Genomic DNA, 20725 nt, shown 5'->3' on the forward strand with positions numbered 1-20725 from the left:
TCAGTGGTTCCCTTCGTCGGAGCTCAGCACCCGGGCGAGCCAGTCGGTGCGGGTACGGCGGGCCGTGCTGGAGATGGCGGCCTGCGGCAGGATCGCGTCGAAACCGTGGCAGCCACCCGCCCACACGTGCAGTTCGGCCTGACCACCGGCGGCCCAGATCCGGCTGGCGTAGTCGACGCTCTCGTCCCGGAAGACCTCGGCCGAGCCGGCGTCGACGTAGGTGGTGGGCAGTCCGCCCAGGTCGTCGGCGAGCGCCGGCGACACGTACGCGGGCACCGGTCGATCGGTCTCCTCACCCAGGACGCAGCGCCAGCAGAACTCGTTCGACTCGCCGGTCCAGACACCGGGTCCACCGGAGTACTGCCGGCTGGAGGTGGTGTCGTTGCGGTGGTCCAGCATCGGGCCGATGAGCACCTGGGCGGCGATCGGCGGAGTGCCGAGGTCACGGGCCATCAGGGTCACCCCGGCGGCCAGGCCGCCGCCCGCGCTGGCCCCGGCGACGACCAGGCGGGCCGGATCGATGTGCAGGTCGGCGGCGTGCGTGGCGGTCCAGAGCAGACCCTGGTAGCAGTCCTCGACGAGGGTCGTGCCGGTCACCTCGGGCGCCAGCCGGTAGTCCACCGAGACGACCACGGCACCGAAGCGGTCCAGCCATTCGAGCGGGATGTCGAGTTGGGCGTAGCGGTCGCCCAGGACCATCCCGCCGCCGTGGATCCAGTAGACGCACGGTGCCGGTGCGCCGTCGCTGCTCCCGGCGGGGCGCAGCACGGCGAGCGGGATCGTGGTGCCATCGGCGGCCGGGACGGTGATCTCCTGTCGGTCCACCGACACGCCGTCGAGCAGGGTTTCCACGGGGGTGGTGGCGTAGGGCCGGATCTGTTCGAGCACGTCGGCGTCGAGTCGGGCCACCAGCGGCAGGTCGGCGAGCAGTGCCCGCAGGTCGGGGTCGAGGTCGGGGCGGGGCAACGTCATGGCGGGTCCTCGGGTCGGCGGGGGTGGGTGTCGGCTCAGAGGGCGGCTCTACCGCCGACCGGCACCTCGTCGGTGTAGGTCGCCTCGGCGGCGAGCAGCGGTTCGAGTCGCGTGACGAGGTCGCGTGCCGGGGCGGTGGTGAAGAACTCGGCGTGTGCCGCCCGGCTGGTCCAGCCCTCGGTGAGGTGGACGACGTCGGGGTCGCCGGCCGAGCGTCCGACCAGGAAGACGACACAGTCCGGGTGCGTCAGCGCGGGGGCGTCGAGCAGCAGCGCGACCACCTCGTCGCCCATGCCGGGCTGTGCGGTCATGGTGGCGTGGAAGCCGTGGTCGATGGTCATGTCGGTTATTCCTCCAGTGGGGACGCTGTCGATGAGATATCGACTCACCCATATAAGCAGCCGGGGCAGCGAGGACGTTAGAACGATGGTCCTGTGCTCTTGCCTGATCCTCTCGTTGTGGCGAGGATCGTTCTTCTGCTCCAATGGTCCGGTGAGCCTCGACGAGTTACGTGACCTGCTCGACCGCCATGCCCGCCCGGACCAGCACACCGCCATCGACGACCTGTTGATCTCGCGGGTCGGCCGGTCGGGGCCGCCGTCGCCGTCGATGTCGGGCACGGTGCTGGCGCTCATCGCCCAGGGCGCGAAACGACTCGCGACCGGCGACCGGGTGTACGAGTACCGCGCCGGGCAGTACCTCGTCGCCTCGGTGGACCTGCCGGTCACCGGCCAGTTCCTCGGGATCGACCCCGACCACCCGGCGCTCGGCGTCGGCCTGGTCCTGCGTCCGACAGCGGTCGCCGAGGTGCTGTTGCGGGCGTCGCCCGGAGACCTGCCGCCGGTCGGCGGCGGCGCGCCGTCCGGCCTGGCCGTCAGCGACGCACCCCCGGAGCTGCTCGACGCGGCCGTCCGACTGGTACGCCTGCTCGACCGGCCACGCGACGCGACGGTGCTGGCGCCACTGGTCAAACAGGAGATCCTCTGGCTGCTGATGACCGGCGAGCACGGGGCCACCGTGCGGCAGCTCGGTCTCGCCGACAGCAGCCTCAGCCACGTCGCCCGCGCGGTCCGGTGGATCCGGGAGCACTACTCCCGGGCGTTCCGGGTGGAGGATCTCGCCCGGCTCTCCGGCATGAGCGTCTCCGCCTTCTACCGCAACTTCCAGGCGGTCACCGCGATGAGTCCGATCCAGTTCCAGAAGCAGATCCGGTTGCAGGAGGCCCGGCTCCTGCTCGCCACCCGTCCCGACGACGTCACCGGCGTCGCCCGGCAGGTCGGCTACGACAGCCCGTCCCAGTTCAGCCGCGAGTACCGCCGCCAGTTCGGCCTACCGCCCCGCCAGGACGCCGCCCGCCTGCACGGCGAGCTGGGCCAGCTCGCGCCGACGCCCCGCCGGGTCCCCACGGCCGCCGGACTTCTTCCGTAGGGTGGCGGCATGGCGGTGCCACGGGAGCAGCGGACCGTGTTCGGCGAGGTCGCCGACGCGTACGAGCGGAGCCGGGCGGACTATCCGGCCGCGCTGCTGGACCTGATCACCGGGTACACCACCCGCACACCGGCCGAGGTGGTGGAGGCGGGCGCGGGCACCGGCAAGGGCAGCGCGTTGCTGCGTCGTCTCGACGTACCGCTGACCTGTGTCGAGCCGGATCCGGCGATGGCCGCGCTGCTGGCGCGGCGCTTCACCGGCGACGACCTGGTGTCGGTGGTGGTCGGCCGGTTCGAGGACTGGCGTCCGCCGCCCGGCGGAGTGGATCTGGTGGCCAGCGCGCAGGCGTGGCACTGGGTGGACCACACCCGACGGACCGACATGGCCGCCGAGGCGCTGGCACCCGGCGGGGTGCTCGCGATCTTCGGGCACGACTACGGGTTCGCCGACGTGGGACTGCGCACCGCGATGGACGCGGTCTACCAGCGGTACGCCCCGGAGATCGCCGACCTGCCCGGACGGCCGGTGCACACGCGGCACCCGGGCGCGTTCGATCCGCAGGAGCTGCGTACGGCACCCGGGTTCACCGACGTCACGCACGAGCGGGTGGTGACCGTGGTGCCGTACGACACCGCGCGCTACCTCACCCTGCTTTCCACCTTCTCGCCGCACCGGATGCTGCCCGAGGCGCAGCGGACCCGTCTGCACGGCGCGCTGGCCGACCTCGTCGACACCCACGGCGGTGTCGTCGCACACGAGCTGACGACCTGGCTGTGGCTGGCCCGACGGTGTGGCCCGGCGGCGGCCGACCGGTCTTGACCCTCGACCCGGTCGAGGGCACATCCTGGTGCGGTGCGGGACATCCGACCCGCCCGGTGCGCCATCCGCCGTCGCGGCCCGCCACCGGTCACGAAGACCAGGAGGAGCAGCCCGTGCCGGAGTCCACGACGGACGTGACGGATGACGTGATGGCCGCCATCGGCGCTGCCGTCGAGACGGGGCACGCCGGGGACCGCGCGGGCGCGCGGGACGCGCTGGAACGCCTCTGGGAGACGATCGGGGCGGACGGTGACGCGCTGCACCGGTGCACCGTCGCGCACTTCCTCGCCGACCTCCAGGACTCGGTCACCGACGAGCTGGCCTGGGACCAGCGCGCTCTGGCCGCGATCACCGATCTCAGCGACGAGCGGGCCCGTCGGTACCACGACTCGCTGCGGGTACGGGCGTTCCTGCCGTCGCTGCGGCTCAACCTCGCCGACGCCCACCGGCGGACCGGCGACGCCGCCGAGGCGCGCCGCCACCTGGCGGCGGCGGTGGCGGACCTCGACGCGCTCCCCGACGACGGGTACGGCGCGATGATCCGGTCGGGTGTCGAGCGGGCCCGGCAGGCGCTCGACGCCGGCTCGACCGCACCGCTGGAGCCCTGACGAGTAGTTGCCCGCACGGCCGTGCGGGCCAGCGGAGGCGTGCGGGGCAGGGGAGCCGGGGCGATGTCGAGGCGTACGCCGCGGCGCGGGGTGACCGCCGTGCCCCGCTCCGGCGACCCCTTGCCGACACCGTCGTGACTCCTCTATAACGATGCAGCAAGGTCGATCTCTGTCCGAAAGGTGCGGCGTGAAGCTACTTCGAGTGGGCGCGGTCGGTCAGGAACGCCCCGCCGCACGGGACCGGGACGGCCGTCTGCGGGACCTCTCCGACCTGGTGACCGAGATCGACGGGACCTTCCTCGCCGGGGACGGCCCGGCCCGGGTCCGCGCCGCGCTCGCCGAGGGACGGCTGCCGCTGCTCGCGGACCCCGCGCCACGGATCGGGGCGCCGATCGCCCGCCCCGGCAAGATCGTTTGCGTCGGGTTGAACTACTCCGACCACGCGGCCGAGACCGGCGCGCGGCTGCCGACCGAACCGATCCTGTTCATGAAGGCGTCCAACACCGTGATCGGCCCGGACGACGAGGTGCTGATCCCGCGCGGCAGCGTCAAGACCGACTGGGAGGTCGAACTCGCCGTCGTCATCGGCCGCACCGCGCGATATCTGGACAGCGACGACGAGGCGCTGGCCTGTGTCGCCGGCTACACCGTCTCCAACGACGTCTCCGAGCGGGAGTTCCAGCTCGAACGCGGCGGCCAGTGGGACAAGGGCAAATCCTGCGAGACGTTCAACCCGCTCGGCCCGTGGCTGGTCACCGCCGACGAGGTGCCCGACCCGCAGCAGCTCGGTCTGCGGTTGAGCGTCAACGGCACGCGCCGTCAGGACGGCAGCACCAAGAACATGATCTTCGGGGTCGCCGAGGTGGTCCGGTACGTCAGCCAGTTCATGGTGCTCGAACCGGGCGACGTGATCAACACGGGCACCCCGGCCGGCGTGGCGCTCGGGATGTCGGAACCGAAGCCGTACCTGCGTCCCGGCGACGTGATCGAGCTTGAGGTGGACGGTCTCGGCACCCAACGTCAGACGGTCGGGCAGGCGTCGTGACCGGCGAGTTCACCGGGCTGGCAGCGGTGGTCACCGGTGGCGGCTCGGGCATCGGCCTCGCCACGGCCCGACTGCTGGCCGCGCGGGGAGCGTCGGTGGCCTGCCTCGACCTGGACCCCTCCGGCGTACCGGCACCGCTGCTCGGGGTGCGGTGCGACGTCACCGACCCCACCTCGGTGACCGCAGCGGTGACCGCCGCCGCGACCCGCCTCGGTGGTCTCGACGTGCTGGTCAACAACGCCGGGACCGGTGCCCGGGGCACCGTCGAGGCCAACCCGGACGAGGAGTGGCACCGGGTGTTCGACGTCAACGTCGTCGGGATGGTCCGGGTGACCCGGGCGGCCCTGCCGCACCTGCGGCGCTCCGCCCACGCCGCGATCGTCAACATCGGCTCGATCGCGGCGAGCACCGGCCTGCCCGACCGGGCCCTGTACGGCGCGACGAAGGGCGCCGTGCAGGCGCTCACCCTCGCCATGGCGGCGGACCACGTCGGCGAGGGCATCCGGGTCACCTGCGTGAACCCCGGCACCGTCGACACCCCGTGGGTACGCCGGCTGATCGACGCCGCCGACGACCCGACCGCCGAACTGGCCGCCCTGCGTGCCCGGCAGCCCACCGGACGGCTGGTCGCCGCCACCGAGGTCGCCGCCGCCGTCGCGTACCTCGCCGGCCCGTCGGCCGGCGCCACCACCGGGACCGTGCTCGCCGTGGACGGCGGGATGCACTCCCTGCGGCTGCGCGCCCCCGCCGAGAACTGACCACCTGTCGCCGACGGCGACGCCCCGTGAGGAGACGGCGATGCGACACACCCGACTGGGGCGCACGGCGGTCCCGGTGAGCGCCCTCGGATTCGGCGCGGCCGGGATCGGCAACCTGTACCACGCGGTCGACGACGAGACGGCACAGTGCGCCGTGGACACCGCGTGGCAGATGGGCGTCCGCTACTTCGACACCGCGCCGCACTACGGTCTCGGACTCTCCGAGCGTCGGCTGGGCGCGGCGCTGGCCGGGCGTCCCCGGGACGAGTTCACCGTCTCCACGAAGGTCGGTCGGCTGCTGGTGCCCTCGCCCACCAGCGCGCACCTGCGCGACGACGGCGGGTTCGACGTGCCCGCCGACCACGTGCGCCGCTGGGACTTCAGCGCCGACGGGGTGCTCCGGTCGCTGACGGCCAGCCTGGACCGGCTCGGACTGGACCGGGTGGACGTGGTGCTGCTGCACGATCCGGACGCGCACTGGCGCCAGGCCGTCGGGGAGGCGTATCCGGCCCTGCACGAGCTGCGCGACCAGGGGGTGGTGGGCGCGATCGGGGTCGGCATGAACCAGGCGCGGATGCTGGAGCGGTTCGTCGCCGAGACCGACGTGGACACCGTCATGCTCGCCGGCCGCTACACGTTGCTGGACCAGACGGCGGCCGAACGGCTGCTGCCCCGGTGCCGGGAACGCGGCGTGTCGGTGCTGGCCGCCGGCGTCTTCAACAGCGGCGTGCTGGCCACCGTCGAGCCGGGTGACACCTACGACTACGGCCCGGTGCCGCCGCCGTTGCGCGAGCGGGCCGTCCGCATCGCGCAGGTGTGCCGACGGCACGGCACGACTCTGCCGCAGGTGGCGATGGCGTACGTGGCCCGCCACCCGACCGTCGCGTCGGTGGTCGTCGGGATGAACACCGCCACGCAGGTCGCCGACAACGCGGCCCGCTTCGCCGCCCCGGTGCCCGACGCGCTCTGGGCGGAGCTGGTCAGCGAGGGGCTGATCCCGGCCGAGGACCGGCCCCGGGAGCCGTCGGCGTGACCCAGACGTCCGCGCCGTCGACCCGGACCCGGACCGGATCGCGGTGCGGTGCCCGGTCGGCCACCACCGCGAAGTCGACGACCCGACCCTCCCGCCACGTGCAGTCGACCCGGTAGCCGCCTCGGGCGCGCAGGCCCCGGAACTCCCCGTCGGCCCACTCGCGGGGCAGCGCCGGCAGCAGGTGGACGAGACCCTGGTGACTCTGCAGGAGCATCTCGACGACGGCGGCGGTGACGCCGACGTTGCCGTCCATCTGCATCGGCGGATGGTCGCAGAGCAGGTTCTCCAACGTGTTGTAGCGCAGCAGGCCACGGATCATGTGCCGGGCCCGCTGCGCCTCGCCGAGTCGGGCGAAGACGGCGGCCCGCCACGGCCACGTCCAGGAGCGGCGGCTGTCCCCCCGCACGGCGGACTCGTCGAACGGTATGCCGTCGCGCTCGCCGCAGCGGGCGGTGAGCGAGACCAGGGCCGCCGCCGCGAGATCCGGTGTCGCCGTGGGGGTGATCTGGCGGCCGGGGAAGACCGCGAACAGGTGCGAGGTGTGCCGGTGCACGTCGTCCGGGTCGTCCCGGTCGGTCCGCCACTCCTGGAGCTGGCCCCACCGCCCGATCCGGTGCGGCGCGAGCCGGGTCCGCAGGTCGGCGACGACGGCCCGGTACCCGGCGTCGACGTCGAGCGCCTCGGCGCAGTCCAGGTAGTTGCCGAAGAGGTCGGCGACGACCTGCTGGTCGTACGTCACGCCGTGCTCGCGCGGGCCGTGCTCCGGCGACCAGCCGTCGGGCGCGACGAGAACGCCGTCCCGCTCGATCAGCCGGTCCTGCCAGAACTCACAGATCTCCCTGATCATCGGGTGGGCGACGTCCCGCAGGTAGGCCCGGTCCCGGGAGAAGGCCCAGTGCTCGTAGAGGTGCTGCGCGTACCAGGCGCTGGCGACGGTGTTCCACTCCCAGGCGTTGCCGCCGAAGATGCTCTGGCTGGTGCGGGCCGTCCAGCCCCGCGTGTCGGCGCCGAAGGCGTGCCGGGTCGCGACGCGGCTCGGCACCGCCACCTGGCGGACGAACTCGACCAGCGCGCGATGGCTGTCGCCGAGGTCGGTCGTCTCGGCCGCCCAGTAGGCCATCTGCACGTTGATGTTCGTGTGGTAGTCGCAGGCCCACGGCGGCCGGTCGCTGTCGTTCCAGAGTCCCTGGAGGTTGGCGGGGAGCCCGCCAGGTCGGGAGGAGCTGTACAGCAGGTAGCGGCCGAGGGCGACCATGGTCTGTTCGAGCGCGGGGTCCTCGCCGCCGGTGCGGTAGCGGGCCAACCGGGCGTCCGTCGGGAGCGCGCGGAGGTCCTCGTCGGAGTCGCCCCAGGTGACCGAGACGCGTCGCGCCACCTCGGTGCTGTCGGCGAGGTGCGTCGCGCGCAGCGTCGGGTAGGGCCGGTCCGCCGCCGCGTCGAGAGCGGCCTCGACGGCCGGTTCCGGCGCGCTGCCGCGCCACCCGGCCGACGCGTCCATCCGGTAGTCGGTGCGCGCGTCCAGCAGCAGCGTCATCCAGGTCGCCGTCCGTACCCGCAGCCGCGCGCCCACGGCGGTGACCACCCCGTCGGTGTCGGCCAGCCGCAACCCGGCCGCGTACCGCAGGCCGTTGCCCAACCGGCCTCGGAAGGCGGCGGTACGCGCGGCGGCGTCCACGGTCACCGGCGCGCCCTGCGCACTGGTGAGGGCGATGTCGCAGTCCAGCGGTCCGGGGTGTGCGGCCTGGTAACGCAGCACCAGCACGTCGGCGGACCGACTGGCGAACGCCTCCCGCCGGACCCGCTGCCCGGCCACGGCGAAACCGGTGGAGTGGATGCCGGTCTCCAGGTCGAGGGTCCGGTGATAGTCGGTGACCCGGCCCGCACCGTCGGCGGCGACCGGGCCGCTCGCGAGGGCGAAGGTGAGCAGCAGGTCGCCGAAGGGCCGGTAGCACCCGAAGCCGGTGTCGCTCAGGTCGAAGTCGTCGTCGGGTCGACCGGCGAGGGCGTTGTCGTAGTCGTTGGCCCCGCCCCACAGGCTCTGCTCGTTGAACTGGATCCGGTCCCGCTCCGGCCCGCCGAAGAGCATCGCACCGAGCCGACCGTTGCCGATCGGCAACGCCTGGGACTGCCAGTCGGTGGCGGGACGCGCGTACCAGAGGCGGTGGCGGCCCGGTGGACCGTCGGGTGCGCGGGACATCGGCGGGGGCTACCCGGTCGCCGCGAGTGCGTCCCGGATCATCCGGTGCCCCTGCTCCTCGAAGCGTTCGTCGCCCACCCGGTACGCCCACCCCGCCGTGCCGATCGCGTCGCGGACCCGGGTCCGGTGCCAACTCCCCGGCTCGCGCGGATCGGCGCCGTATCCGTCCAGGAACGCCCGTTCCAGCGCCGGGTTCCGCCGGAAGTCCTGCACGGCCAGCCGCCCCAGGTCGGTGTACGCCGGTCGCAGCGCGGCCCGGCCGAAGTCGATGATGCTGACCCGCCCCCGGTGGACCAGCCAGTTGCGGGGCTGCCAGTCCCCGTGCGTCGGCACCAGCGTGGCCGGCGGCGTCGGCCAGTCGGCGATCTCGGCGCGCAGCCGCCGCACCGTCGCCGGGGCGATCCGGTGTGGACCGGCGAGCCAGGCCAGCGCCCGGGTGTTCTCCCGACTCTCGTAGTCGTCGTCGGTGACGGAGGTCTGGGCGTGCAGCAGGGCCAGCAACTCGCCCGCCTGCCGGTAGGCGGCCGGATCGTCGACGTGGGCGCTGTCGAGCACCAGCTCACCGGGGAGGTAGCGGGTGACCAGCAGTTTGGCCGACTCGTCGCCGTGCACCAGCACCGGCGCGCGGTCCCGGCTGGTCCACGGCGTCAGCCACTGGTGGTGGGCGCGCAGCTCACGGGCGATGTGCTGGTCCTCGGGGCCACCGGCCTTCACGATGTAGCGTGCCCCGTCCGAGGCGACCTCCAGCACGGTGGTCGGCAGCAGGTCCCACCCCAGGTCCCGGAGCACCGTCGCGTCGGGGAGCCACCGGTCCAGCAGGTCCCGCTGTGGCGCGGAGAGCTGGTCGCGTACGGAGGTCACCGCCGGATCCTACGTGCGGGTGGCCCGACGACGGGGACGCCGGCAGCCGAATCCGGCCACCGGCGTCCCCGTCGCGATCCGTCCTACTCGGTCGCCGTCGCCCCGATCGCCGCGATGACGCGGGGGCGGAGTTCGGCGGCGCGGATCACCGCGTCCACCGAGCCCACCTCGACCGCCCGCGCGATGTTGTGCACCCGGTCGAACTCCGTGGCCACCTCGCCGAGCTTCTCGGCGCGTACCGACGAGCGGAGTTCGTCGAGTTCGGCGGTGAGCGTGGCCCGGTCGGCGCCGGAGGCGGACGCCACGCGGGCCTCCAGGTCCCGGACCCGGGGATCGGCCGCCGTGCGGGCGTCGACGTCGCGGGAGAACACCACGGCGGCGGCCGGGGCGCCACCGAGCACCGAGGCGTACGAGCCCTCCAGCGCCAGCACCGTCATGCGGGGATTCAGCGCCTTGGAGAACACCACGAACGCCCCGCCGTGGTATCGCGAGATGACGCAGAAGACGATCGGGCCACGGAAGTTCACGATGGCCCGGCCGATCTCGGCGCCGTACTCCAGTTGCAGCTTGCGCATCGACTCGGGCGACCCGTCGAAGCCCGACAGGTTGGCCAGCACCACCAGCGGCCGGTTGCCGCTGGCCGCGTTGATCGCCCGCGCGGCCTTCTTGGAGGAGCGGGGGAACAGCGTGCCCGCCGTGTAGGTGTCCGGGCCGTCGGTGGGCGGGAAGCCTCGGCGCGGCACCGCACGCGACTCGATGCCGAGCAGGCAGACCGGTACGCCGCCGAGGTGGACGTCCTGCACCACCGCGGTCTCCGCGTCGGCCATGCCGGCCCACCGCTCCAGCACCGGGTGGTCCTGGTCGGACAGCGCCCGCATCACCGTACGGATGTCGAAGGGCTTCTTGCGGTCCGGGTTCGCCACCGGGGAGAAGATCTCACCGACGGTGGTGAAGTCGCTGCCGGCCACCACGTGCGGGAAGTCGGAGACGTCCCGGTCGACGGGGTCGGTGGTGGTGCCCGGTCGCGGCCCCTGCTCGCCCGGCGCGACGTACGTGTGCTCGTAGTGCGACATCAGCACGTCCCGCGCGGCCGGCAGGTCCGGCGCCCAGTACTGCGCCTGCCCGTTCGGGCCCATCACCCGGTCGTAGCCGCCGATGCCGAAGTTGTCCTCGGCGGACACCCCGCCGGAGAAGTCCAGCGACTGCTTGCCGGTCAGCACCATCGCCGAGTCCGGCGTCATCACCAGCACACCCTTGGTGTGCATGAGCATCGTCGCCTCGGCGTTCCAGTACGGCTGGGCACCCACGTTGATGCCCGCGACCACGATGTTGATCTCGCCGCCGTCCTGGGTGAACTCCACGATCCGCTTGAGTGCGGCGGCCACCCAGTCCATGTTCTCGGTGCCCGAGCTCATCGAGATCCGGGCACCGGCGGAGAGCGCGTACCACTCCAGCGGCACCTGCATCCGCTCGGCCAGGTCCAGCGCGGCGATCACCCGGCGGCACTCCGGCTCGGAGAGCGCGCCCAGCGACTTGGTCGGGTCGCCGAGCAGCACCACCCGGGTCAGGCCCTGCGGGTGCCGGGAGGTCGGGGTGGTGACCACACCGGCCACGATCGCCGCGCGGTTGCGTCCCTTCGGCCGGTCGACCGGCACCAGCACGTGCGCGTCGTCCAGGTCGTGCTCGACGAAGTCGCCGAGCAGGCGGGTCAGCTCGTACGGGTAGACCGTGTTGCGGCTGCTCGCGCCCAGCACCTTGAGCCGGTAGTCGTCGAGCGGCTCGACCGGCTCCACCGGCGGCTCGCCCACGGACAGCTCGGCTCCGCCGGTGGCGTCGAAGGAGATCCGTACCGCGATCTTGGTCAGCTCGCCGGTACGGCGGTTGCGCTGCCGACCGACGAAGAGGATCTCCTCCAGGCCGGCGCCGGCCGTGGTCGGGCGGATCCGGGCGGCGAGGTTCTCCATCTCCTCCAACGTGAGGCTGCTCGGCGGCCAGACGTAGATGACGATCCGGTTGGTGTGGAAACGCTTCTTCGACGACCGCCGGGACTGCGCCCGCCGGATCGAGTCGAGGCAGGCGGCCACGGTGTCCTCGGTGGTGGGCAGGGCGACCAGCCGGCCGTCGTGCTCCCGAAGCTCGGTCAGGTCGCGGATCTGCGCGAACGCCACCAGCCGCTCGTCGGACGGGTTCTCCCGGGCCACGCACTGGAAGAGATAGACCTCCTCGTCCGCCGACGGCAGCCGGGTCAGGTCGAACTTGTGCAGCCGCTCCAACTGCATCCGCTGCGCGATGTGCGGGTGCAGGCCACGGATCAGCCGCTCCTCGGCCATCCCGTCGCTCGACGGGCGGAACGTGAAGTGGTGGTGCATCACCGCCCCGCCGCTGCCGGCGACCGTGGCGGTCAACCGGCGGACCTGCGGCGGCAGCGGGTGCGCGGTGACGACCGCCAGCAGGGCCGCCGCCATCTCGTCGAAGCTCTCCGGCTGGTTCTCCCAGGCGAGGTAGATGTCGGCGTCGACGGCGGGCCCGTCGGCGGCCAGCTCGGCGAGCCCACGCAGCGCGTCGCCCAGCGCGTCGAAGCCGACGGCGGCCGAGACCAGCTCGGAGTCCGCGCGCCCGGCGACCACGAAACGGCAGCCGGCCGCCTCGCGGCTGGTGACCCCGGTCAGCCCCTTGTTGCCGTAGTACCGCCGGGTCAGCACCTCCAGCATCACGGTGTTGTCCAGGTGGCCGCGTTGCAACCGCTGGCCGAGCAGCCGGACCAGCGGCTCGGTGCTGCGGACCATGGCAGCGACGCGCTCGGCGCGGTCCGGCGCGTCCGGCACCGTGTCCAGGTGCCGCAGGTGGCGGCGGACCTCGGCGTAGACCCGGGCCCGGTTGCGACGCAGCAGCGGCTGGGCGAACCAGGCGAAGGCCACCCCACGGGCGAGGTCGGCGATCACCGGGTAGCGGACCTGCGTCGCGGCCAGCAGCCGCTCCAGCGCGAGGCCGGTCGGTTCGCGCAGCGCCTCGTCCGGCGGCGGCTCCCGCAGCCAGGTACGCAGCAGCGTCGCGATGACCGTGGCGTCGGCGGCGGCCCGCTGCTGGGCCAGGAAGATGCGGAAGACGGCACCCTCCAGCGCGGGGGCGCGGTCCAGCTCGGCGACACCGTAGTGCCCGAGCGCCCGGGCCAGCTTGGCCTGGAAGGCGTCCGGCACGCCGGCCCGCTCGACGTCGAGGCTCTGCAGGTAGGTGTGGAAGTACTCCCGGGCGCTGTGCACGTGGGCGGCCTCGCCGTCCTCACCGGTGGGCCGGTTGCGGCTCAGCTCGGCCAGGTCGGCGAAGACGTCGACGAGGTCGAGTTCCTCGGCCAGCGGCCGGTACCCCTCCTCGGTGGCGGTCTGCCGCGCGACCAGGTACTCGTCGAGCACCCGCCCGCCGTCGTGCGGGTCGACGTCGAAGCCGAGCAGCAGGCCGCGCAGGTCCTCGTGACCGCGCCGGACACGCTGGCGGGCCGGGAGCCCGGCGGGCCGGGAGGGCAGGTCCAACTCGACGGAGGTCACCGGAGCCTCCACCGTCTCGGCCGCCCCGTCGGTGAGCGGTTCCAGCCGCAGCAGGGCCGCGCCGGCCTCCACCTGGCTGCCGACCGAGACGGTGCACTCCTTCAGCCGCGCCCGGAACGGGGCCCGCAGCACCGTCTCCATCTTCATGGCTTCCAACACCAGCACCGGCGCGCCCGCCTCGACCTCGGCGCCGACCGTCAGCGGCGTGGCGACGACGAGTGCCGGCATCGGCGAGCGCAGCACGCCGCCCTCGTCCCGGCTGACCCGGTGCGCCACCCCGTCGACCTCAACCAGGTGCACCGGGCCGTGGGTGCCGGTGAGCAGGCGGTGCCGGGCGCCGTTGACGACGATCTGCCCGGTGTGCCGGTCGAAGCGGTCCAGCTCGACGTCGGCGGTGTGCACGGTGCCGCCCGCCTCGATGCCGACCCGGAACCGGTGCGCGCCGGTGCGGGCCACCCGCATCCGGTACGTGACGCCCCGCAGCTTGAGGTCCGACGGGGTGCCGCTGGCGTGCCGCACCTGGGGACGCCCACCGGAGGCGGTGGCCAGCAGCCGCTGCTGCTCGACGCGCTCCTCCTCCTCGTACGCCCCGATGGCGGCGGCGGCCAGCGCGACGCCGGAGTGCCGGTGCGCGACCAGCCGACCGGCGCCCCGGACCCGGTCGATCCAGCCGGTGTCCGCGCTCGCGTCGATCACCTCGGGCTGGTCGAGCAGGTCGAGCACGAAGCTCTTGTTGGTCGCGCCGCCCTCGATGATCACGGTGGTGTCCGCCATCGCGCGGCGCAGCCGGCCCAGAGCCTCGTCCCGGTCCCGGCCGTAGGCGATGACCTTCGCGATCATCGAGTCGAAGTCGGCGGGGATGGTGTCGCCCTCGCTGACGCCGGTGTCCACCCGGATGCCCGGGCCGGCCGGCAGGTCCAGCCGCGCGATCCGCCCGGGGGCGGGCGCGAAGTCACGGTCCGGGTCCTCGGCGTTGAGCCGGGCCTCGACGGCGTGCCCGCGCTCGACCGGCGGCCGCCCGGTGAGCTGTCCGCCCGAGGCCACGTGCAGCTGGGCCTTGACCAGGTCGAAGCCGGTGGTGGCCTCGGTGATCGGGTGCTCCACCTGGAGCCGGGTGTTGACCTCCAGGAAGGCGAACAGCCGGTCGCCCGGGTGATAGAGGAACTCGACGGTCGCCGCGCCCCGGTAGCCGACCGCCACGGCCAGCCGCTCGGCCGACGTCTTCAACTCGGCCGTCTGCTCGGGGTCGAGCACCGGCGACGCCGACTCCTCGATGACCTTCTGGTTGCGGCGCTGCACCGAGCAGTCCCGGACGCCGAGCGCCCAGGCGGTGCCCTGACCGTCGGCGATCACCTGGACCTCGACGTGCCGGGCGCCGGTGACCAGGCGCTCCAGGAACACCACACCGCTGCCGAAGGCCCGCGCGGCCTCCTGGCTGGTGCGCTCGTACGCGTCGGCCAGCTCCGCCTCGTCGGTGATCACCCGGATGCCGCGTCCGCCGCCGCCCGCGGTCGCCTTCAGCATCAGCGGGTAGCCGATCTCGGCAGCCGCCGCGCGGGCGGCGTCCAGCGTCTCGACCGCGCCCCGGCTCCACGGCGCGACCGGCACACCGACCTGCTCGGCGAGCAGCTTCGCGCCGATCTTGTCGCCGAGCTGCCGCATCGCGTCCGGGCTGGGCCCGACGAAGGTGACGCCGATCTTCTCGCACAGCTCCGCGAAGGCCGGATCCTCGGCGACGAAGCCCCAACCGACCCACGCGGCGTCCGCGCCGGTCTCCACCAGCGCCCGCTCCAGCGTCGCGAGGTTCAGGTACGGACGCGCGGCGGCGGGCCCGAGGTCGTACGCGACGTCCGCCTCACGCACGAACGTGGCGGTGCGGTCGACGTCGGTGAACAGGGCCACGGTCTCGATGCGGGATCCGGTCTCCGCTGCCAGCTCCCGGACCGCGTGGATGAGCCGCATGGCGGCCTCACCACGGTTGACGATGGCGATACGGCTGAACACCCGACGGACCCCTCCGGTAGACCTACGGCGACACGCGTCAGGGCACGGTGGCCCCCGCACAGATCACTGTTCTGCCTATGGGCAGCCAGCGCCATGTCGTAACCGCCGAACCCTGGGCGACCCGAGTTGTGGGAACCCCACAAAACCTTTTGGCGGGCGCCCACGTGAGCGGCGGGAAAGCCCGTCATCCCGACGACCGGTTCGTCGCCGCGCCGGTGGCCCTTTTCAGCATGCTCTCAGCGCGACCGACTACTCTCTGCTGCTCATGGATGATCTTCCGCATCATAGTCCGAGGCCCCTCGTCGTCCCGGTCGCCCGTACGGCCGTCGACCCGCGACAGGGGCTGACTCGTGTCTGAATGGATCCTGCTCGGAATAGGCCTGTTGCTCACCGTGGGCACTGGCATGTTCGTGGCGTCCGAATTCGCGCTGGTCAATCTGAACCGGGGTGACCTCGAGGCGCGTCAGTCCCGGGGAGAGAAGCGGCTCGGTCCGACGATCGCCGCACTCAAGATCACGTCGACGCACCTGTCCAGCGCACAGCTCGGCATCTCGTTGACCACCCTGCTCACCGGTTACACCTTCGAGCCCGCCGTCAGCTCGCTGCTGGCCGACCCGCTGGGCGCGGTCGGCGTACCGGACGGGGCGGTGACCGCCGTCGGCGCGGTCGTCGGCATCCTGTTGGCGACGCTCTTCTCGATGGTGATCGGTGAGCTGGTTCCCAAGAACTTCGCGCTCGCCGTGCCGTTGCAGACGGCGAAGCTCGTGGTGCCGTTCCAGGCGCTCTTCACCACCGTGCTGAAGCCGGTGATCCTGCTCTTCAACAACACCGCCAACGCGGTGATCCGGGCCTTCGGCATCGAGCCGAAGGAGGAGCTGTCCGGAGCTCGCAGCGCCGAGGAGCTCAGCTCGCTGCTGCGCCACTCGGCCCGCGCCGGCGTCCTCGACCCGGACCATGCCACGCTGCTGGACCGCACGCTGCGCTTCTCCGGACACGACGCGTCCGACGTGATGACGCCGCGAGTCCGGATGACGGCGGTGGGCGCCTCCGCCACCGCCGACGAGATCATCGAGCGGGCCACCGCCACCGGGCTGTCCCGGTTTCCGGTGATCGGCCGGGACGTCGACGACATCGTCGGGGTGCTGCACGTCAAGCACGCCTTCGCGATCCCGCCGGCCGAACGCGCCGGGGTGCGGGCGCAGGACCTCGTGGTCGAGCCGGCCCGGATCCCCGAGACCATGCACCTCGACGTGCTGTTGCCGACCCTGCGCGGCGGTGGCCTGCAGTTCGCGGTCGTCTACGACGAGCACGGCGGCACCGCCGGGATCGTCACCCTGGAGGACCTGGTCGAGGAGATCATCGGGGACCTGGAGGACGAGCACGACCGCGCCCGCGTCGTCATGCGGCGCCGGGGCAGGTCGGTCTACTTCGACGCCTCGCTGCGGCCGGACGAGATCTTCGAGCGGGCCCGCATCGTGGTCCCCGAGGACGAGGAGTACGACACCGTCGCCGGGTTCGTCACCGCCCACCTCGGCCGCTTCCCCACGGTCGGCGACGAGGTGGCCATCGAGGGCGGGGTGCTCCGGGTCGAGCACCTCAACGGTGTGCAGGCCGACCGGCTGCGCTTCGTACCCACCGAGACCACCGGCGGCTCCGGCGCGGACCGCCGGGTCGACGACCGTCAGGAAGGGGCGATCCGATGAGTGCGTACCTGCCCGGCATCATCTGGCTGTTCGTCCTGCTGGTGGTCAACGCGTTCTTCGTCGGCGCGGAGTTCGCGGTGATCTCCGCCCGTCGCTCCCAGATCGAGCCGAAGGCGCAGGCCGGCAGCCGGGCGGCGCAGACCACGCTCTGGGCCATGGAGCACGCCACCCTGATGCTCGCCACCAGCCAGCTCGGTATCACCGTGTGTTCGCTGCTCATCCTGAACGTCTCCGAGCCGGCGATCCACCACCTGCTGGAGATCCCGCTGGCGAACACCCCGCTGTCGCCCGGCATGGTCTCGGTGCTCGCGTTCGTCGTGGCGCTGGTGCTGGTCACCTTCCTGCACGTGGTGTTCGGTGAGATGGTGCCGAAGAACATCTCGTTCTCGGTGCCGACCCGGGCCGCGCTGATCCTGGCCCCGCCGCTGGTGCTTGTCGCCCGGGTCTTCAACCCGATCATCTGGACCCTGAACGGGATCGCCAACGGCGTCCTGCGACTGTTCCGGGTGACCCCGAAGGACGAGGCCACCAGCACGTACACGCTCGACGAGGTGGCCACCATCGTGGCGCAGTCGACCCGCGAGGGAGTGCTCGTCGACGGCAACGGCGCCCTCACCGCCGCCGTCGAGTTCACCGGCAAGACCGTCGGTGACGTGGAGGTGCCGTTGGTGGACCTGGTGATGCTGCCGGCACCGGTGACGCCCGCCGAGATCCAGCAGGCGGTGGCCGCGCACGGCTACTCCCGCTACCTGCTCACCACCGGCGGGGAACCCAGCGGGTACCTGCACATCAAGGACGTCATGGACCTGACCGGCGACGCCTGGACCAGCCCGGTCCCGGCCAAGCGGGTCCGCCGGCTCGCGTCGGTGCGGCGCGACAGCGAGCTGGAGGACGCCCTCACCGCGATCCGCCGCAGCGGCGCCCACGTGGCCCGGGTCCTCGACTCCGACGGCGGCTCCACCGGCGTGATCTTCCTGGAGGACATCGTCGAGGAGCTGATCGGCGAGGTCCAGGACGTGACCGTCCGCTGACCGCCCCGGTCTCCCGGCGCGGGGGTTCCCGCCTCCGCGCCGGGAGCCGGCCGTCACCGCGTTCTCACCACCGGCAACCCCGGGAAAACTCAGGGTCGCCGGTGGTCGCTGATGCGTGGTGGCTGCTCACGGCCGCCGGGTAGCGTCAGCGGGGTGCTCGTCACGAGCACGTCCACGCGCGTCATCGGGGGGAGCAACCACGTGGAATCCGCCGGTGCCGCCGGTCGAGGGCAGGCCACGGACGAGATGGATCCGGTCGACACGCAGAGTCTCGATCCGGTCACCGCAGAGCGGATCCGGACCGGGCTGTCGGTCGGGGAGGTGGCCGAGCGGGTCGCCGCCGGAGGAGTCAACGACCTGCCGCCGAGCACCAGCCGCAGCCTCTGGCAGATCGTCCGGGCCAACCTGTTCACCCGGATCAACGCCATCATCGGCGTGCTGTTCGCCATCATCGTGGTGGTCGGCCCGATCCAGGACGCCCTCTTCGGCGGCGTGATCATCGCGAACACCCTGATCGGCATCATCCAGGAGGTCCGCGCCAAGCGCACCCTGGACCGGCTGGCGATCGTCGGCGAGGCCCGCCCCCGGGTACGCCGTGGTGGCCGGACCGTCGACCTGACCTCGTCCGAGCTGGTCCTCGACGACGTGATCGAGCTGGGCCCCGGCGACAAGATCGTGGTGGACGGGCGGCTGGCCGCCGTGGACGGCCTGGAGGTCGACGAGTCGCTGCTGACCGGCGAGGCCGACCCGGTGGTCAAGGCGGTCGGCGACAACGTGCTCTCCGGCAGCTTCGTGGTGGCCGGCACCGGCGTCTTCAGCGCCACCCGGGTCGGCCGGGACGCGTACGCGGCACAGATCGCCGAGGAGGCCAAACGCTTCACCCTGGTCGACTCCGAGCTGCGCAGCGGCATCGACCGGATCCTGCGCTTCGTCACCTGGGCGATCGTCCCCGCCGGCATCGCGCTGATCATCAGCCAGTTGCTGGTCAACCGGGACGACCTGCCCGAGGCGGTACGCCGGATGGTGGCCGGGCTGGTGCCGATGGTGCCCGAGGGCCTGGTGCTGCTGACCTCGGTCGCCTTCGCGGTCGGCGTGATCCGCCTCGGCAAACGGCAGTGCCTGGTGCAGGAACTGCCCGCCATCGAGGGTCTGGCCCGGGTCGACGTGGTGTGCCTGGACAAGACCGGCACGCTCACCGAGGCGACGATGGACGTGGCGGAGATCCGGTCGCTGACGCCGGACGTGCCGGTGGAGGTGGTGCTCGGCGCGCTCGGCATCGGCGACGAACGGCCCAACGCCAGCATGCGGGCGATCGTCGAGCGGTGTCCCGCCCCGCCCGGCTGGCGCGTACGCGAGACCGCGCCGTTCTCCTCGGCGCGCAAGTGGAGTGGCGCGACGCTCGCCGAGCCGTCCGGCCGCACCGGCACCTGGCTGATCGGTGCGCCGGAGATGCTGCTCACCGAGCATCCGGCCTTGACCGAGGCGGACACCTACGGTCGGCAGGGCCTGCGGGTGCTGCTGCTCGCCCGATACTCGCGCCCGCTCACCGAGGCGCTGGCGGACCCGGCGGCGGTGCCGCAGGCCACCGTCCCGGTCGCGCTCGTCGTGCTCCGGCAGCGGGTCCGCCCGGAGGCGTCGGACACCCTGCGCTACTTCGCCGACCAGGGCGTCGCCGCGAAGGTCATCTCCGGTGACAACGCGGTCTCGGTCGGCGCGGTGGCCCGCAGCGTGGACGTGCCGGGCGCCGCCGAGCCGGTGGACGCGCGGACCCTCTCCACCGACCCGAAGGTGCTGGCGAGCACCGTGGAGACCCACTCGGTCTTCGGCCGCGTCGGCCCGCAGCAGAAGCGGGCCATGGTGGCCGCCCTCCAGTCCCAGGGGCACACCGTGGCGATGACCGGCGACGGCGTCAACGACGTCCTCGCGCTCAAGGACGCCGACATCGGCATCTCGATGGGTTCGGGCAGCGCGGCGGCCCGGGGCGTCTCCCAGATCGTGCTGCTCGACAACAACTTCTCCGCGCTGCCCTCGGTGGTCGCCGAGGGCCGACGGGTGATCGGCAACATCGAGCGGGTCGCCAACCTCTTCCTGACCAAGACGGTCTACTCGGTGCTGCTCGCGATCATCGTGGTGCTCGCGTCCGTGCCGTACCCGTTCCTGCCCCGGCACCTGACCCTGATCGGGTCGCTCACCATCGGCATCCCGGCGTTCGTGCTGGCGTTGGCGCCGAACGTGGAACGCGCCCGGCCAGACTTCGTCAGCCGGGTGTTGCGGTTCGCGGTCCCCGGCGGCGTCCTCGCCGCCACCGCCACCATCGGCGCGTACGCGGCCGCCCGTGCCCACTACGGCGGCGACCTCGCCGCGGAGACGTCGGTCGCCACGCTGACGCTGTTCGTCGTGGCGCTCTGGGCGCTGTCCATCATCGCCCGGCCGTACACCTGGTGGCGGATCCTGTTGGTGCTGTGCATGGGTCTGGCCTTCACCACGGTGCTGGTGGTGCCCGGCCTCCAGGAGTTCTTCCAGCTCCGGCTGATCGGCGTCCAGGCCCCGGTGACCGGGGCCGCCGTCGCCGTCGGCGCGGGCCTGCTGATGGAGGCCGTCTGGGCGGTCACCCGTCGCCGGGCGACACCACCGCCCACCCCGACCGACTGACCACCCGAGCGGGTCGGCCTTCCGGAGAGCCCCGCGACGACGTGGAGCCCGGCATCCCCGAGGGGTGCCGGG

Annotated in this window: 14 protein-coding genes; 9 read left to right on the forward strand and 5 right to left on the reverse strand. The window is 72.8% G+C overall.

Translation table 11 applies throughout. The features are described 5' to 3' along the window. A complete protein-coding gene (locus HUT12_RS16520) occupies positions 1 to 972 on the reverse strand; it encodes an alpha/beta hydrolase (RefSeq protein WP_176093949.1) in 972 nt (323 codons plus the stop codon). 35 nt (positions 973 to 1007) lie between these two features. Next, the gene (locus HUT12_RS16525; RefSeq protein ID WP_131054840.1) at positions 1008 to 1313 is read right to left on the reverse strand and encodes a putative quinol monooxygenase; all 306 of its coding nucleotides are present in this window, start codon (positions 1311 to 1313) and stop codon (positions 1008 to 1010) included. A 151-nt stretch (positions 1314 to 1464) separates the two neighbouring features. Between HUT12_RS16525 and HUT12_RS16530 the strand changes: the two genes are divergently transcribed. The 6 genes from HUT12_RS16530 (at position 1465) to HUT12_RS16555 (ending at position 6663) form a co-directional block, all read left to right on the forward strand. After that, positions 1465 to 2400, forward strand: a complete 936-nt coding sequence (locus HUT12_RS16530) for an AraC family transcriptional regulator (RefSeq protein ID WP_176093950.1) — start codon at positions 1465 to 1467, stop codon at positions 2398 to 2400. Positions 2401 to 2409: 9 nt separating this feature from the next. Next, complete coding sequence (locus HUT12_RS16535) at positions 2410 to 3219, forward strand: trans-aconitate 2-methyltransferase (RefSeq protein ID WP_176093951.1); 810 nt, start codon at positions 2410 to 2412, stop codon at positions 3217 to 3219. Positions 3220 to 3368: 149 nt separating this feature from the next. After that, on the forward strand, positions 3369 to 3827 hold the full coding sequence (locus HUT12_RS16540; protein WP_176095818.1) for a hypothetical protein: 459 nt from the start codon (positions 3369 to 3371) through the stop codon (positions 3825 to 3827). Between the two features lie 187 nt (positions 3828 to 4014). Beyond that, positions 4015 to 4872, forward strand: coding sequence for a fumarylacetoacetate hydrolase family protein (locus HUT12_RS16545; RefSeq protein ID WP_176093952.1), 858 nt, complete (start codon positions 4015 to 4017; stop codon positions 4870 to 4872). Continuing rightward, positions 4869 to 5630 carry an SDR family NAD(P)-dependent oxidoreductase gene (locus tag HUT12_RS16550; protein ID WP_176093953.1) on the forward strand — a complete coding sequence of 254 codons (762 nt, stop codon included), beginning with the start codon at positions 4869 to 4871 and terminating at the stop codon, positions 5628 to 5630. The genes HUT12_RS16545 and HUT12_RS16550 overlap by 4 nt, the downstream gene beginning before the upstream one ends. Positions 5631 to 5670: 40 nt before the next feature. After that, complete coding sequence (locus HUT12_RS16555) at positions 5671 to 6663, forward strand: aldo/keto reductase (RefSeq protein WP_176093954.1); 993 nt, start codon at positions 5671 to 5673, stop codon at positions 6661 to 6663. Here HUT12_RS16555 and HUT12_RS16560 read toward each other — a convergent pair. The 3 genes from HUT12_RS16560 to HUT12_RS16570 all read right to left on the reverse strand — a co-directional run bounded on the left by HUT12_RS16560 (position 6611) and on the right by HUT12_RS16570 (position 15267). Continuing rightward, the gene (locus HUT12_RS16560; RefSeq protein WP_176093955.1) at positions 6611 to 8860 is read right to left on the reverse strand and encodes a glycoside hydrolase N-terminal domain-containing protein; all 2250 of its coding nucleotides are present in this window, start codon (positions 8858 to 8860) and stop codon (positions 6611 to 6613) included. The genes HUT12_RS16555 and HUT12_RS16560 overlap by 53 nt on opposite strands. Before the next feature lie 9 nt (positions 8861 to 8869). After that, positions 8870 to 9721 carry a phosphotransferase gene (locus HUT12_RS16565; RefSeq protein WP_217706014.1) on the reverse strand — a complete coding sequence of 284 codons (852 nt, stop codon included), beginning with the start codon at positions 9719 to 9721 and terminating at the stop codon, positions 8870 to 8872. A gap of 83 nt (positions 9722 to 9804) precedes the next feature. Further along, complete coding sequence (locus tag HUT12_RS16570; RefSeq protein ID WP_176093956.1) at positions 9805 to 15267, reverse strand: carboxyl transferase domain-containing protein; 5463 nt, start codon at positions 15265 to 15267, stop codon at positions 9805 to 9807. Positions 15268 to 15617: 350 nt separating this feature from the next. Here HUT12_RS16570 and HUT12_RS16575 point away from each other — a divergent pair, with 350 nt between their 5' ends. The 3 genes from HUT12_RS16575 to HUT12_RS16585 all read left to right on the forward strand — a co-directional run bounded on the left by HUT12_RS16575 (position 15618) and on the right by HUT12_RS16585 (position 20653). Continuing rightward, positions 15618 to 16970 (forward strand): hemolysin family protein, encoded by a 1353-nt coding sequence (locus tag HUT12_RS16575; protein ID WP_131052990.1) that lies wholly within the window; start codon positions 15618 to 15620, stop codon positions 16968 to 16970. Further along, positions 16967 to 18001 (forward strand): hemolysin family protein, encoded by a 1035-nt coding sequence (locus HUT12_RS16580; RefSeq protein ID WP_131052989.1) that lies wholly within the window; start codon positions 16967 to 16969, stop codon positions 17999 to 18001. Before HUT12_RS16575 ends, HUT12_RS16580 begins: the two co-directional genes overlap by 4 nt. 201 nt (positions 18002 to 18202) lie before the next feature. Then, entirely contained in the window at positions 18203 to 20653 is a 2451-nt protein-coding gene (locus tag HUT12_RS16585; protein ID WP_254876851.1) for a cation-translocating P-type ATPase, read from the forward strand. Positions 20654 to 20725 lie beyond the last annotated feature (72 nt).

This window comes from Verrucosispora sp. NA02020, from assembly GCF_013364215.1.
Lineage (GTDB): Bacteria > Actinomycetota > Actinomycetes > Mycobacteriales > Micromonosporaceae > Micromonospora.

Excerpts from the sequence above, each read along its gene's own strand:
- HUT12_RS16520 (WP_176093949.1), bottom strand. The coding sequence starts at position 972 with ATGACGTTGCCCCGCCCCGACCTCGACCCCGACCTGCGGGCACTGCTC.
- HUT12_RS16525 (WP_131054840.1), bottom strand. The coding sequence starts at position 1,313 with ATGACCATCGACCACGGCTTCCACGCCACCATGACCGCACAGCCCGGC.
- HUT12_RS16535 (WP_176093951.1), top strand. The coding sequence starts at position 2,410 with ATGGCGGTGCCACGGGAGCAGCGGACCGTGTTCGGCGAGGTCGCCGAC.
- HUT12_RS16540 (WP_176095818.1), top strand. The coding sequence starts at position 3,369 with ATGGCCGCCATCGGCGCTGCCGTCGAGACGGGGCACGCCGGGGACCGC.
- HUT12_RS16555 (WP_176093954.1), top strand. The coding sequence starts at position 5,671 with ATGCGACACACCCGACTGGGGCGCACGGCGGTCCCGGTGAGCGCCCTC.
- HUT12_RS16560 (WP_176093955.1), bottom strand. The coding sequence starts at position 8,860 with ATGTCCCGCGCACCCGACGGTCCACCGGGCCGCCACCGCCTCTGGTAC.
- HUT12_RS16580 (WP_131052989.1), top strand. The coding sequence starts at position 16,967 with ATGAGTGCGTACCTGCCCGGCATCATCTGGCTGTTCGTCCTGCTGGTG.